12 protein-coding genes and 3 pseudogenes are annotated in these 13,632 nt (G+C 66.4%); 6 read left to right on the forward strand and 9 right to left on the reverse strand.

What is annotated here, in order from left to right; translation table 11 throughout:
• A pseudogene (locus AAHF99_RS26755) lies at positions 1-82 on the reverse strand (IS5/IS1182 family transposase); the annotation flags it as partial.
• A gap of 55 nt (positions 83-137) precedes the next feature.
• Here AAHF99_RS26755 and AAHF99_RS26760 point away from each other — a divergent pair.
• The 3 genes and pseudogenes from AAHF99_RS26760 to AAHF99_RS26770 all read left to right on the forward strand — a co-directional run.
• Positions 138-389 (forward strand): annotated as a pseudogene (locus AAHF99_RS26760) (transketolase-like TK C-terminal-containing protein); the annotation flags it as partial.
• Between the two features lie 423 nt (positions 390-812).
• On the forward strand, positions 813-1,253 hold the full coding sequence (locus tag AAHF99_RS26765; protein WP_342167371.1) for a hypothetical protein: 441 nt from the start codon (positions 813-815) through the stop codon (positions 1,251-1,253).
• A gap of 121 nt (positions 1,254-1,374) precedes the next feature.
• Positions 1,375-2,775 (forward strand): DUF2254 family protein, encoded by a 1,401-nt coding sequence (locus AAHF99_RS26770; protein ID WP_342167372.1) that lies wholly within the window; start codon positions 1,375-1,377, stop codon positions 2,773-2,775.
• 13 nt (positions 2,776-2,788) lie between these two features.
• Here AAHF99_RS26770 and AAHF99_RS26775 read toward each other — a convergent pair whose 3' ends face one another.
• The 4 genes from AAHF99_RS26775 to AAHF99_RS26790 all read right to left on the reverse strand — a co-directional run bounded on the left by AAHF99_RS26775 (position 2,789) and on the right by AAHF99_RS26790 (position 6,143).
• Positions 2,789-3,058, reverse strand: a complete 270-nt coding sequence (locus tag AAHF99_RS26775; protein WP_342167373.1) for a hypothetical protein — start codon at positions 3,056-3,058, stop codon at positions 2,789-2,791.
• Between the two features lie 137 nt (positions 3,059-3,195).
• Positions 3,196-4,029 carry an S-formylglutathione hydrolase gene (gene fghA / locus AAHF99_RS26780; protein ID WP_342167374.1) on the reverse strand — a complete coding sequence of 278 codons (834 nt, stop codon included), beginning with the start codon at positions 4,027-4,029 and terminating at the stop codon, positions 3,196-3,198.
• 98 nt (positions 4,030-4,127) lie between these two features.
• The gene (locus tag AAHF99_RS26785) at positions 4,128-5,264 is read right to left on the reverse strand and encodes an S-(hydroxymethyl)glutathione dehydrogenase/class III alcohol dehydrogenase (protein WP_342167375.1); all 1,137 of its coding nucleotides are present in this window, start codon (positions 5,262-5,264) and stop codon (positions 4,128-4,130) included.
• A gap of 192 nt (positions 5,265-5,456) precedes the next feature.
• Positions 5,457-6,143, reverse strand: a complete 687-nt coding sequence (locus AAHF99_RS26790) for an SDR family oxidoreductase (RefSeq protein WP_342167376.1) — start codon at positions 6,141-6,143, stop codon at positions 5,457-5,459.
• Between the two features lie 535 nt (positions 6,144-6,678).
• Here AAHF99_RS26790 and AAHF99_RS26795 point away from each other — a divergent pair.
• Positions 6,679-8,208 carry a porin gene (locus AAHF99_RS26795; RefSeq protein ID WP_342167377.1) on the forward strand — a complete coding sequence of 510 codons (1,530 nt, stop codon included), beginning with the start codon at positions 6,679-6,681 and terminating at the stop codon, positions 8,206-8,208.
• A 215-nt stretch (positions 8,209-8,423) separates the two neighbouring features.
• Entirely contained in the window at positions 8,424-9,125 is a 702-nt protein-coding gene (gene ctrA / locus AAHF99_RS26800; RefSeq protein WP_342167378.1) for a response regulator transcription factor CtrA, read from the forward strand.
• Between the two features lie 34 nt (positions 9,126-9,159).
• On the opposite strand, the gene AAHF99_RS26805 is transcribed toward ctrA, so the two are convergent.
• Together AAHF99_RS26805 and AAHF99_RS26810 are read right to left on the reverse strand one after the other, a co-directional pair.
• Entirely contained in the window at positions 9,160-9,411 is a 252-nt protein-coding gene (locus AAHF99_RS26805) for a hypothetical protein (protein ID WP_342167379.1), read from the reverse strand.
• 4 nt (positions 9,412-9,415) lie between these two features.
• A complete protein-coding gene (locus AAHF99_RS26810; protein WP_342167380.1) occupies positions 9,416-10,303 on the reverse strand; it encodes a tyrosine-type recombinase/integrase in 888 nt (295 codons plus the stop codon).
• 303 nt (positions 10,304-10,606) lie between these two features.
• Between AAHF99_RS26810 and AAHF99_RS26815 the strand changes: the two genes are divergently transcribed.
• Complete coding sequence (locus AAHF99_RS26815) at positions 10,607-11,467, forward strand: oxidoreductase (RefSeq protein ID WP_342167381.1); 861 nt, start codon at positions 10,607-10,609, stop codon at positions 11,465-11,467.
• Between the two features lie 85 nt (positions 11,468-11,552).
• Here AAHF99_RS26815 and AAHF99_RS26820 read toward each other — a convergent pair whose 3' ends face one another.
• Positions 11,553-13,247 carry a methyl-accepting chemotaxis protein gene (locus AAHF99_RS26820; protein WP_342167382.1) on the reverse strand — a complete coding sequence of 565 codons (1,695 nt, stop codon included), beginning with the start codon at positions 13,245-13,247 and terminating at the stop codon, positions 11,553-11,555.
• A 270-nt stretch (positions 13,248-13,517) separates the two neighbouring features.
• A pseudogene (locus AAHF99_RS26825) lies at positions 13,518-13,632 on the reverse strand (IS5/IS1182 family transposase); the annotation flags it as partial.

Raw genomic sequence — 13,632 nt, forward strand, 5'->3', positions numbered from 1 at the left:
CGCCCTTCGGCTTGGCCCGTTCAGGCGGCAGCAGCGGTGCGATCTCGGCCCACAGGCCATCGGGAAGGAGCGGTCTCGCCATCTTCACTCAACGCGCCAAACCCGGTTTTGTTAGAGCCTCTAAGACCATCCAAAAGGATACGGTACGCGTCGCCGTCGAGGCCGCGATGCGGTTCGGCTGGGACCGCTGGATCGGCGAGGACGGCGCCTTCGTCGGCATGACGGGCTTCGGCGCCTCTGGCTCGCCGGAGGATCTCGCCCGTCACTTCGGCCTCACAGCCGAGGCGGTGGCCGGGCAAGCTCGTATGCGTGTCCTCCGTTCTGTCCCGTCGTTCGCGGGCGAGGGACACAAATCTGCCTTTGATCAGCGTCGATCCGACCGGCCATAACCACGATCGACTCCATGTGCTGAGACGTCCGCATCGACGCCGGAGCGCGCTACCGACGGCCTGAACGGTCTATTCGCTCGGGGAACTAAGCGCGAGAGCTTGGGTTGGCGCAGTGTTTCCGTGGCGTTTCTGCTCACGTGGGGGATTTCGGTATGGCAGTTCGATTCCTGGTCCTGGCAGCAGGTCTCACGCTTGCGGCCGTCAGCTTCACCGCACCGGCTTCGGCCGCCGGCGTCGATCGCGCGGCGGGTTTGAACGATACGCCGACGAGCTGGGCCAGAATGACCCGCCACCGCTCGAAGATGGGTCGCCCGATGTACCGGAATAGAGGAGCAGGGACGGCATCGACGTCGGCTCCGAACGGCCGTGGGTACGGCATGGGCCCGACCGGCCAGCCGAGCGGCGTCAAGTAAAACGTCCGAATTGGCGCGAGCCGAGCATGAACTCGGCTCGCGCAGTCGTTTCTCTTCTTCCATCGCTTCGGCCGTGCACGAGGTTGTGCATGGCCGGTTATTCCGTCACGCGACGAAAGGTAGTCCTTTGTCGATGCGATATGCACGCCGCTCTTCGATCCGCTTTGCCATCACGGGCGGACTCGGCCTCCTGACCCTCGCGCTGCCGGGTGCAGCACACGCGCAATCGGTCGGCAGCAGGATCGATCAGCCGACCCCAGGAACCTTGCCTGCCGGGACGCATAACGCGGGCAGCTCCACCGCGCCGGCCAATCAGCCGACCGGACGTGTCGCTCCGCCGAGCGCGATCAGTTCGTCCACAGATGTGATGAAGGGGGGGGCGATCCAGGGCAACGGAAGCAGCGGGAACGTCAATCCCATGGAGCATCTGCCCGACAACATGAAGCGTTGATCGGTCAGTCACGCTGCGCAAGCGACGGGTCAGCGGACACCGGTTGTCCGCTGATTATCGCTGTCCCGACGAAGAGGCCCGGCTTGATGCGGTCCTCTGAAAACAAGCTCGATCACGCCGCATGAACATCATAAATCGGGCGCGCCACCAAGTTCTGGCGCTCGTTCGGCGGTCGTTACGGGAGTTTATCGGTCTTCCGCTCATCGTCGTCGCGGCGTTCCTCGGTCTCTTCGCGCTGAGCTATCTGCTCGACGATGCGCTGTGGGATCGCCCTGGCCCCACACCGATCCCCTGGCTCTCCCATCTCCTCGGTGACACGGGCGCGATCGCAAGCCTGCTCGGCACCGTCGCGTCCGGGATGATCACGGTGACGTCGATCACCTTTTCGCTCCTGCTGATCGCCGTGCAGCAGACCGCCTCGACGCTCTCGACGCATGTCTACGACCAGTTCATCCAGCGACGCTCGAACAAGCTCAGTTTCGGCTTTTTCGTAGGTCTCAGCGTCTTCGTGCTGTTGACGCTCGGCAGCGCCAATCCCGACCACAAACCGATCATCGGAGCGCTGATCTCGCTCCTGATGACGGGTGCGGCGCTCTGCATGGTGGTGATCCTGATCTACAGCACCATCGATCAGATGCGTCCGCACTCGGTCATCGCTGCGATCCACGACCATACGATCAAGGCCCGCACCGTGGACGGAAGCATGATCGAGGGCACCCGCCGGACACCGCGTGCGGGCCTGTCGTGGTCGCAGGTCGTCCGAACGGACGCTTACGGCGTGGTCTGCGGTATCGACCTGCCGACGATCGAGCGATCCGCCGCGGAGCATGACGCCGACATCGAGATCGTCGCCCGCGTCGGCACCAATCTCGCCTTCCGCGATCCCCTCTTTTGCATCCACGCCGCCCGACCCATGTCGGGCGATGCACTATTGGCGCTCGATCGGTCGATCACCGCAGCCATCAAGATCGAAGCGCGCCGAACGATCGACAGCGATGCCGGCTTTGGGATCGAGCAGCTTTACTCCATCGCCTGGACGACTGCCTCGACATCGAAGCAGAATCCGCAACCGGCGATCCTGGTGTGCCACTGTCTGCGGGACATCATCGCCCGCTGGAGCAGCGCCGATACGATCCCGGAGCGCACCGCGTCCCGGATCGTCTACGCCGATCGCGGGGTGGACGATGCGATCCTGGCGATCGCCGCCATCGGCGTCGTCGCTTCCGAGAGCATGCAGAACACGCTGGCCGCCGAAGTCTGGCGGACCCTCGCGACGTTGATCGATGATGTCCCGGCCGAACGTTTGCCGGCGCTCACCGACACGGTGCGGCGGCTCCTCTCGAGCCTCGGAGACCACGTCCTGACCCGCGATCTCGAGGAGGAACTGAACCGTTGCCGGCGAAGCTTGGAGGGCAGAGGTGAGCCGGATGTCGCCGAAGACATCCGGGCGGCGGCTGGCACGCTGGCTGAAAGCATCGGCACGCTCAATTCCCGTGGGACGCGCGTGCCGACCTCTGCCTAAGAGACGTTGCGCGTCACTTCTTCTCTGGTGAAGGCCGCGACGGCTCCGGAGACAAGCCCTTCGCCTCGTGAGCGCCCGTGCCGTGCACGGCATCGCTGCCGATGATACCGCCGCCCACGGAGGAGGCCGGTGTGCTCCCGTTGGAGGCTCCGGCCCCCGTATCGGGTGTTTGACGGGTCGTCATCGTAGCCGTCCCGGCTGCGTTCGGTGCGGCTGTCTCTGCGAGCGCAACGCCCGATCCGGCGGCGACGACGACGGCAGCAATGAAGACCTTGGCAAACATGATGCTCTCCAACAGGGCCGGCCTCAACGCCTGACGATCAGGTGGGTTTCGCGGGGCGTGCGGGACAGAGGTCGGAGCGCCCGCCACCCGCAGTCGGGAAGCGTAGCTCCCCGACTGCTCTGACGAGGCGGCCGATCTTACTTCAGGCGCGCGGCAGCCCAGGCGATATGGTCGGCCATGAAGGTCGAGATGAAGAAGTAGGAATGGTCGTAACCCTCGCGCATGTTGAGGGTCAGGGCGATGCCGGCCTTCTTGCAGGCCTCTTCCAGCAGCCAGGGGCGGAGGCCGTCCTGAAGGAAGCTGTCGGCGGTGCCTTGGTCCACGAGGAACTCGGGGAAGCGCTTTCCGTCTTCGATCAGCGCGGTGGCGTCGTGGGCGCGCCAAGCGACCGGGTCGGCACCGAGATACTTCTCAAAGGCCGGCTTCGACCAGCCCGCCGAGGAGGGTTGGGCGATCGGCGCGAAGGCGGAGCAGGATTTGAAGCGCTCCGGGTAGGTCAACGCGATGGTGAGCGCTCCATGGCCGCCCATGGAGTGCCCGAAGATGCCCTGGCGGGTCATGTCGGCGGGGAATTCCTTCGCGATGAGCGCCGGCAACTCTTCCGTGATGTAGCTCCACATCCGGTAATTCGTGTCATAGGGCGCCTGCGTGGCGTCCAGATAGAATCCGGCGCCGGAGCCGAACTGCCAATTGCCCTCCTCGTCCGGGATGCCGGGGCCCCGCGGGCTGGTATCGGGGGCCACGATCATGACGCCATGCTTGGCGGCCGCCGCCCGGTACTCGCCCTTGTCCATGACGTTGGCGTGGGTGCAGGTGAGCCCCGACAGGTACCACAGCACCGGGACCGGGCCGTTCTCGGCCTGGGGCGGCACGAACACCGCGAACGTCATCGGGCATCCCGTGGTCTGCGCGTCGTGCTTGTAGACGCCCTGCGTGCCGCCGTGGGCGCGGGCCTTCGAGATGGTGTCCATCAGCATTGTTCTCCTGCTTCGGAGGCGAAAGCCCCGCTCCGGGGCCGGATGGGACACGGATCCCGAGACCCGAAGGACGGGATCCGTGTCCGTCATTCTCAGTAGACGACGACGGACCGGATCGACTTGCCCTCGTGCATCAAGTCGAAGCCGTGATTGATGTCTTCGAGCGGCATGGTGTGGGTGATCAGATCATCGATGTTGATCTTGCCCTCCATGTACCAATCCACGATCTTCGGCACGTCCGTGCGACCGCGCGCGCCGCCGAAGGCCGAGCCCTTCCAGACGCGGCCGGTGACGAGCTGGAACGGGCGGGTCGAGATCTCGCGGCCGGCCTCGGCCACGCCGATGACGATCGACTCGCCCCAGCCGCGATGGCAGCACTCGAGGGCTTGGCGCATCACGTGGACGTTGCCGGTGCAATCGAAGGAGAAATCGGCGCCGCCGCCGGTCAGATCGACGATGGCCTGGACCACCTTGTCGGTGCCGACCTCGGTCGGATTGATGAAGTGGGTCATGCCGAATTTGCGGGCCATGGCCTGCTTCTCTGGGTTGATGTCGACACCGATGATCTTGTCGGCCCCGACCATGCGGGCAGCCTGGAGAACGTTGAGGCCGATGCCGCCGAGACCGAAGACGACCACGTTCGCGCCCGGCCACACCTTGGCGGTGTAGATGACCGCGCCGATCCCGGTGGTCACGCCGCAGCCGATGTAGCAGATCTTGTCGAAGGGAGCGTCTTCCCGGATCTTGGCCAGCGCGATGGCGGGCAGGACCGTGAAGTTCGAGAACGTCGAGCAGCCCATGTAGTGGTACACGGTGTTCGCTCCGGCGGGGCTGCCGCCGGTGGAGACGCAGCTGAAGCGGCTCGTGCCGTCCGGCATCACGCCCTGGCCCTGGGTCGCCCGGATCGCGGTGCACAGGTTCGTGCGCTGGGACAGGCAGGACTTACAGTTGCGGCATTCCGGCGTGTACAGCGGGATGACGTGATCGCCGGGCTTCAGCGTGGTGACGCCGGCGCCGACCTCGCGGACAATGCCCGCGCCTTCATGGCCGAGGATCGCCGGGAACTTGCCCTCGGAATCGAGGCCCGAGAGGGTGTAGGCGTCGGTGTGGCAAATCCCGGTGGCCATCAGCTCGACCAGGACCTCGCCGGCCTTGGGTCCCTCGATGTCGATGGTCTCGATCGTGAGAGGCTTCTTGGCCTCCCACGCGACCGCGGCGCGCGTCTTCATCACGTGTTCCTATTGTCTGGATGATCACGGACGGCGCCGAACTGCCGACTCTTCGGCGCACCTCGCTCAAGGGCTGCACACCGAACGGTCCGTGGATCTGGCGCGTGTGTGATGCTTCTTGCGCCCGGATGCAACGTCTGCGTCCGCGTCTCCGTCAGGATCACGACCCGGCCGCCACTGCGGCGTGGGGGCCTACCAGGGCAACGTCTTGCCCCGGTAGTCGAGATACTGGGCGCCGGGCTCGCCGAGCCGTGCCGTGATCACGTCGGCGAGGCCCGTGACGCTGGTGGCCACGTCGATATCGGCGCCCTCTCCGCCCATCTCGGTGCGGACCCAACCCGGATGCAGGACCAGCACGGAGACGGAATCCGCCCGGTGGCGGATCTCGAAGCTGCGCGCCAGAGTGTTCAGCGCCGCCTTGCTGGCCCGGTAGGTCTCCCAGCCGCCCGCCTCGTTCAGGCTGACGCTGCCGAGGATCGAGCTCATCAGGGCGAGGCTGCCGCCCGGCGCGAGGCGATCCAGGAAGGTCTCGGCGAAGCGGATCGGGCTGACCGCGTTGGTGAGGTAGACCTGCGCGGCGACGTCCCGGGGCACCGCGTGCAGCGGATCGTGCGCCTGCGTGGCGACGCCCGCCACCACGAAGATCAGGTCGAAGCGCTCGGAGGCCAGCCGGTCGTGCAGGGCGGCGACGCTGGCATCGTCGTCGATGTCAGCGGTCTCGATGCGCAGGGCGTCCGCCTTGAGGCGGGCGAGATCGGGGGACGGTGTGCGCTGGGTGGCCGTGACGCGCCAGCCACGCGTCAGGAAGATCTCGACGAGGCCGAGCCCGAGGCCGCGGGACGCCCCGACGATCAGGGCATTCTTTTGGGATGGGGTCATGGAGGGTCTCCGGGATCGGTCGGCCGGATAAGGCGCGAGCGGCTTCGGCGGTTTCATGACCCAGCGAGGAGCCGAGGGGGGATGGCAGGCGTGCCCAACCCCTTCATCGAAGCAGACCGCGACCCCGACAGGGAACGGTAACGCCTTCGAGCCTGGTCTCCGTGTGTTACAACACACAATCCAGAGCGGATTAAAATAAAACCTGGCTTGTTCCCGCGCATCATCCGCTTGTTATGCCTACTCACGCGACGGTATCGTTACGTAACAGCGGTTTTTCCAGTTTAATCCGTGCAAAACTGATGTTTTTGCCGTCACGAATGCGTCATTCAAGATCGCTAGCTCGCCCATCGGGACGGCAACGAGACTTGTTTGAGATTGACGGGCGATGAAGCTCGTTGATCGTTGGGGCTGCTTGCTTCGATCATTCGAGCCTTGTTCTCGGGAATGCTTTCCAAAGCACATCCGCCCCTGTCGTGAGCGATGACATGCCGTGGCTCCCGTTCGATCGGACGAGGGCAATCAACAGGGCCCCTCGATGAGACACCGCTCTTTCGCAGCCGCGCTCAGCCTGAGCGCGTTGCTGCTGCCTTGCCGGCCGGCCGCCGCCCAGACCGTCGCGGAGCTTCAGCGGCAGATCAACGAACTCAAGGCCTTGATCCAGGCTCAGGCGGCCTCTCCGCGGCGCGGCGCCCGGCCCGCCGTCGCGGCATCGGGGCCTCGGCGCAGCGACGCGGGCACCCGGCCCGCCGCGGGGCGGCCGGTCGAGTCCGCAGTGGCGACGCTGCCTGCGGCGAGCACGGCCAAGCCGGTCGTGAAACCGCTGGTCTTCGATGAGCCGTCGACCTGGTGGGACGCCCTCGTCCCCCCTGCGCCGCAACCCCTGACGGATCGGATCGCCGAGCCCGGCCGGGCCAAGACGTGGTTCGAACGCCTTTCGCTGCGCGGCTATACCCAGCTGCGCGTCAACGAGTTTCTGTCCGGGGACGACACCGCGCCGGCCGGCCGCGCGCGGCTGCGCTCCGTGCACGACGGCGGTATCTCGGACCGCAACAACTTCACCTTCCGGCGGGTCCGCCTCGTCCTGCAGGGCGACATCCACGAGCGGCTGTTCCTGTACATCCAGCCGGATTTCGCGGTGAACGTCAGCAACCAGTCGGGGGGCGAGCCGCGCGGAAACTTCACGCAGCTGCGAGACGCTTTCGCCGACGTGTACCTCGACGACGAGCGTCGCACGAAGCTGCGGTTCGGCCAGCAGAAAGTCCCCTACGGCTGGGAGAACCTGCAATCGTCGCAGAACCGCCTCACCCTCGACCGGTCGCACGCGATCAACAGCGCGATCCCGGGCGAGCGCGATATCGGCGTCACGGCCTACTACACGCCGCGGCATGTGCAGCGCATCTGGGACCGCCTCGCTGCGGGCGGGCAGAAGCTGTTCGGCAATTACGGCGCCTTCGGCCTCGGCGTCTATAACGGCCAGACCATCAACCGGGTCGAGCAGAACAAGGACCTCATGGTCGCCGGCATGGCGACATGGCCGTTCGAGCTGGACGCGCTGGGCCCGATCTTCGCGGGGCAAGTCGTCGAGGTGGGCGCATCGGCCTATCGCAACCGGTTCCAACCCGAGATCCGCGCGGGCGGCGTCAGCCCGGTCGCCTTCGACGACCGCCGTGTCGGCCTGCACGCGATCCTGTATCCGCAACCGTTCGGCCTTCAGGCGGAATGGAATTGGGGCCGGGGGCCGGAATTCGATCCGGTCCGCCGCCTGATCGAGACCACGCCCCTGAGCGGCGGCTACGTCCAGGCGATGGTCAAGGTCGATCACTCGCCCGTCGGGCCGTTCATGCCCTATGCGCGCCTGCAGACCTACGATGGCGGATGGAAGGTGGCGACGAACGCCCCCCGGCTCGATACCGACGAAGTCGAGGTCGGCGTCGAGTTCCAGCCGATCAAGGCGTTGGAGATCACCTTGGCTTACGCGCGCATGAAGCGCCGGGAAGCCGACGAGCGACGCCTCGGCCGGGCGGAGGGGCATCTGTTCCGCGGGCAGTTGCAGGTCAACTATTAGGGTCCGAGATGCTAGAATCGGCGGTCGATGGATTGAGCGCGTGCCAAGACGCGGCACCCGTGACGCGGCACCCGTCGAACGCCACGATCCAGGCGGTTGTCGCAGGCAAGCGGAGGCGCGCCTGCCCGCGATCTCGATGCGGACTGGCACAGCTCGGCTGTTAACCAACTGGTATGGTTGACGAGGTATAACCCGCTTCGGATCGAGGTGACTTCATGCGCGTTTTGCTGATCGAAGACGAGACGACAGTTGCGCAAAGCATCGAATTGATGCTGAAGTCTGAAAGCTTCAACACATACACGACGGATCTCGGGGAAGAGGGAATCGACCTCGGGAAGCTGTACGATTACGACATCATCCTCCTCGACCTGAACCTGCCCGATATCTCCGGCTACGAGGTGCTGCGCAAGCTTCGCGTCGCGAAGGTGAAGACCCCGATCCTCGTGCTCTCCGGCATGAGCAGCATCGAGGACAAGGTGAAGGGCCTCGGCTTCGGCGCCGACGACTATCTCACCAAGCCGTTCCACAAGGACGAGTTGGTCGCGCGTATCCACGCCATCGTCCGCCGGTCGCAGGGACACGCCGAGTCGGTGGTCAGCATCGGCGATCTGACCGTCAACCTGGATCAGAAGGTCGTCGAGGCGTCGGGCCTCATCGTCCCGCTGACGGCCAAGGAGTACCAGATGCTGGAACTCCTCGCCCTTCGGAAGGGCTCGACCATCACCAAGGAGATGTTCCTCACCCATCTCTACGGCGGCATGGACGAGCCCGAGATGAAGATCATCGACGTCTTTATCTGCAAGCTGCGCAAGAAGCTGGCGAAGGCGAGCCAGGGCAAGAACTACATCGAGACCATCTGGGGGCGCGGCTACGTGCTGCGTGAGGACGTCTCGGACCAGTTCGCCAAGGCCAGCTGACGGCGTCGTCGGTTCGAGCGGTGGGGCTTCGCGGTCAGTGAAGCTCGTAGCAGTTGACGACGACGCGTTTGTCCCTGGTGACGTCGTAGAGCGTGGAGCACTGCACGAGATAGGTCACGTCCTTCTTCCGGAAGAGAAGAAGCGACGTGCGGACATCGTAGTTTCCCGCGAGCCCGACGATCTCCCAACCGTCCTTCAGCAGACCCTCGATGGTGGGGGCTGCTTGGGCCGTGCCGGCCGTTAGGCCGGCGGCGAGCGTGAGCGCGGCGTCGCCGTATCGGATCATGGCTCTAGACTCCCAGAAACTTGGCTGAACTCTCGGACGGCCGCGCGTGGAGGTACCGCCCCGTCGTCGCGACCGAGGCATGCCCGAGGGTCGCCTGGACGAGGTGGATCGGTGCGCCGCGATCCAGGGCGTGGCTCGCGTGAGCGTGCCGAAGCCAATGCGCCGAGACGTCGGTCGCAAGGCCCGCCCGCGCCGCCGCCGCCTTCACGATCCGATGGACCGCGCTCGGGTCCAGTTGTCCGCCCTTCCGCGACAGGAACACGGGCGCATCGGCGGATGCCCCCATCGCCCTGGCGCCCCGCAGGTCCGTGAGCACCTTCCACGTCGCGGCCGAGAGCAGCACGACCCGCGTCTTGCCGCCCTTTCCGAACACCGTCGCCTGCCCCGCCTCGTCGCGCGGCGTGAGATCCCGCCAGCGCAGACCGCACACCTCGGAAATGCGCAGGCCCCCGCCGTAGAGCACAGTCAGCAGCACCCGGTTCCGGAGCGCCGGTTCCTGCCGGATCATCAGTAGCGCGTCGGCTTCCGCCATGATACGTTCGGCCAGCGTGTTCTTGATCGGCGGCACCTTCACGGCCGCGCCGATGTTGAACCGCAGGTAGCCGACCTCCTGCGCAAAGGCGAACAGGCTCTTGAGCGCCGCCGCCGTCAGCGCCACCGTGGCCGAGGATCCCGGCCGGCCCGCGATGTAATCCTGCAGATCGCCGATCCGGACGGTGCCGAGCGACCTCCCGACCTGCGCCAGGAAGCGTGCGGCCTCGCGCTCGTAGTTCCGGCGCGTGTTCGGGCTGGACGAACGGGCGAGCCAGAGCCGGATCATCTGCGCATCGTCGTCGGCCTGCGCCGGAAGCACGGGTTCGACGGGCGAGACGACGGCCGGCAACCCGGACATGCGGGTCAGTTCCAATCCTGGCTCTCCACCATACACGCGCCGTGCATGGGCTATGGGACCGCCGTAATGGCCGGTTCCAACGCAAGATTACGAGACTTGTCTTGCATTGCCGAGGATGACCCTCCCGAGCCTGCTCCGCAAGCCGCGTGCGGCGTGACCGGGACCGGGGCGGGCAGACGCATGGTCCTCGTCATCCGGGGCTCTCGCTCCACGTAAAGGGCACGGGACGGAGCGTGCGACCGTCCGCCGGGACCGAAGCGGCGAAGGCCGGCTCCGCAAGTCGCCATCGTGCAAGGACAGGTCATGGACACGTCATCCAGCCCCGTTTGGTTCATCACCGGCTGTTCGAGCGGCTTCGGTCGTGCCCTCGTCGAGCGCGTCCTCGCCCGCGGCTGGCGTGTCGTGGCGACGGCCCGCGATGCGGCGGCGATCACCGGGTTGGCGGGCGGAACGGAAGACAGCGTCCTGACCCTCCCGCTGGATGTCACCCGCCACGATCAGGTGGAGGCTGCGGTGCAGGCCGCAATCGCCCGGTTCGGCCGGATCGATGTTCTCGTGAACAATGCGGGCTACGGCTACCAGAGCTCGGTGGAGGAGGGCGTCGACGCCGAGATCCGGGCGCAATTCGAAGCCAACGTCTTCGGGCTGTTCGCTCTCACGCGAGGGGTGCTGCCGCACATGCGACAGGCCCGCTCCGGGCACATCCTCAACATCTCCTCGGTTGCGGGATTCGTCGGCTTTCCGGGCTCCGGCTATTACGCGGCCACCAAACACGCCGTGGAGGGATGGTCGGACGCGCTGGCGAGCGAGGTCGAACCGCTGGGCCTCAAGGTGACATGCGTCGAGCCCGGCCCGTTCCGCACCGATTGGGCTGGCCGCTCCCTGAAGCAGACCCAGAGCCGCCTGGCCGATTATGCCGAAACCGCGGGGGCTCGCCTGCGCAACACCGCCGAGAAGAGCGGGACCCAGGCGGGCGATCCCGTCAGGGCCAGCGATGCGATGATCGCGCTGACCTTGGAGAGCAAGCCGCCCCGCCACCTCGTTCTCGGCGCCTGGGGCGTCGACGCCGTCGAGGCGAAGCTCCGGGCGACCCTCGCGGAGATCGAAGCGTGGCGCGCGACCAGCTTGGCGACGGACTTTCCGGCCGGCGACGGCCCCGGTTAAGGCGCCGATCCGCCGGGCCGGCCTATCCCTCGGGGATGTGCGGCCCTCCGCGACTCCGCCCGAGGCCTCCGTAACGCTCGAACCCTCAAGCGGCGCGAACGGTCGCGATAAAGCGGCTCATGGCAGCGGAGAGCTGTTCGGATTGACGGGACAGTTCGGAGGCTGCCCCGAGCACCTGTGTGGCGGCGGCGCCGGTTTCTTCGGCCGCCCCCGCCACGCCGGCGATGTTGTCGGTGACTTCCGACGTGCCGGTCGCGGCCTCGGTGACGTTGCGCACGATCTCCTGCGTCGCCGCTCCCTGTTCCTCGACGGCGGCGGCAATCGAGGTCGCGACACCGCTGATCTCCTGGATGCGGGCCGTGATGTCGCCGATCGCCGAAACCGCCTGCCCCGTCGAGGCCTGGATCTGCCCGATCTGACCGGTGATCTCGTGCGTCGCCTTCGCGGTCTGCTCGGCCAGCGTCTTCACCTCGCTCGCCACGACGGCGAAGCCCTTGCCGGCGGCACCGGCCCGCGCCGCCTCGATGGTGGCGTTGAGGGCCAGCAGGTTCGTCTGGGCGGCGATGGTCGAGATCAGGCCCACCACGTCGCCGATCCGCGAGACTGAGCTGTTCAGGGCCTGCACGAGGCTGCTCGTCCGGTCGGCCTCGTTCACGGCCCGCCGCGCGAGTTCGGCCGAGCCGCTGACCTGCCGTCCAATTTCCTGCACCGACGAACCGAGTTCCTCGGCTGCCGCCGCCACGGTCTGGACGTTCGACGTCGCCTGTTCCGCCGCCGCCGCGACCGCGCTCGATTGCGCGGCGGTCTCTGCCGCCGTGCCGCTCATGGCGCCCGCCGTGGCCTGTAGTTCGGTGGCCGAGGAGGAGACCATGCCGACGATGCCGCCGACCGCCGCCTCGAAGCCGTCGGCGAGTTCGACCATGGTGCGCTTGCGCTCGCGCGCGGCCGCCTCGTCCGCGACGCGCTTGATCTCGGCCTGCTCGGCGGCCTTCTGGGCGACCATCGCCTTGATGCCCTCCACCGCCTTGCCGACGGCGCCGATCTCGTCGCCGCGCTTCGCCTCCGGAATTGGCGCGTCGATCTCGCCCTTCGCCATCCGCTGCAGCACCGCGACGAGGCTGCCGAGGGGGCGGGTGATGCCGTAGACCGCAATCGCGGCGAGAAGGCCGAACGCCGCGAGAAGGCCGGCCGATGCCAGAACGGTCAGAGTCCGCGCCGCGTCGGCGGCGACCTCTTCGGCACGGTGCTTTTCCGCCTCCAAGTCGGCGACGTTGGCGGCGACCCGCTTGTCCAAGGCCTCCAGAAGGGCCTTTCGCGATGAACGTCCCTCACCGGACGAGAGGGCCATCGCAGCCTTCGTGTCGTCACTCAGACCAAGGTCGACGGCCCTGCGTGAGGTCGCGAAGAAACGGGCCGTGAGATCTCTCAGTTGCTCGTTGATCGCACGTCGCTCGGGCGTGTCGGAGAGTTGGACAAGGCTGCCGACCGCTTGGGTCGCCTTCTTCTCCAAATTCGCATGCTCATCACCCAAGACCCGCCGGTCTGCCCCATCGGCGATGATGAGATTCTTCTCGCGGATCGTCGCCTCCTCCACGGCAACGGCAAGTTGCAGAACAAGGATCGCGCGCCGTGCGCTGTGATCGACGATCTCCTGCGTGTTCGCATCGAGGGTGGCGAGGCTGTTCCGTGCCAGGGAGACCATTCCAACACAGACCGCAATGAGCACGGCCACGGGGACCGCGAGTTTCACGATGAGCTTCGCGTCGTTGAGCGATTTCATGGCTCGCCACCACTAGAGACGGTGCAAGATTGCCGCCCGCCGAGGCAACGCCCAGAGGGCGCATCGCAGCCTTTACTCCGAGATGTCTTAAGGACGTCGAATTCGGTGGTCCAAGATGGACGAGATTGTCTATGAGACGTTGATACAAACTCGATCTTCGCGCTCACCCTGCGCCATCCCAGGGCCGTGGCCGATCCACAACCCTGCGTTTTCCGCGCATCGGATCGCGATCCGGCCCCCGCGCCGCGCCGTGAGTGAGTCTAAGAGCGCCTAACAAAACCATCGTTCGATGAAGCGCCAAACGATGAGGGCGGCCGCCAGGGTCGAGAAGGCCAGATGGATGTCGGCCCGTCGTTCGTAGCGGATGGCAAGGCGGCGGAACTGG

Origin of the sequence: Methylobacterium litchii (assembly GCF_038442315.1) — a bacterium.
Taxonomy (GTDB): Bacteria; Pseudomonadota; Alphaproteobacteria; order Rhizobiales; family Beijerinckiaceae; genus Methylobacterium; species Methylobacterium litchii.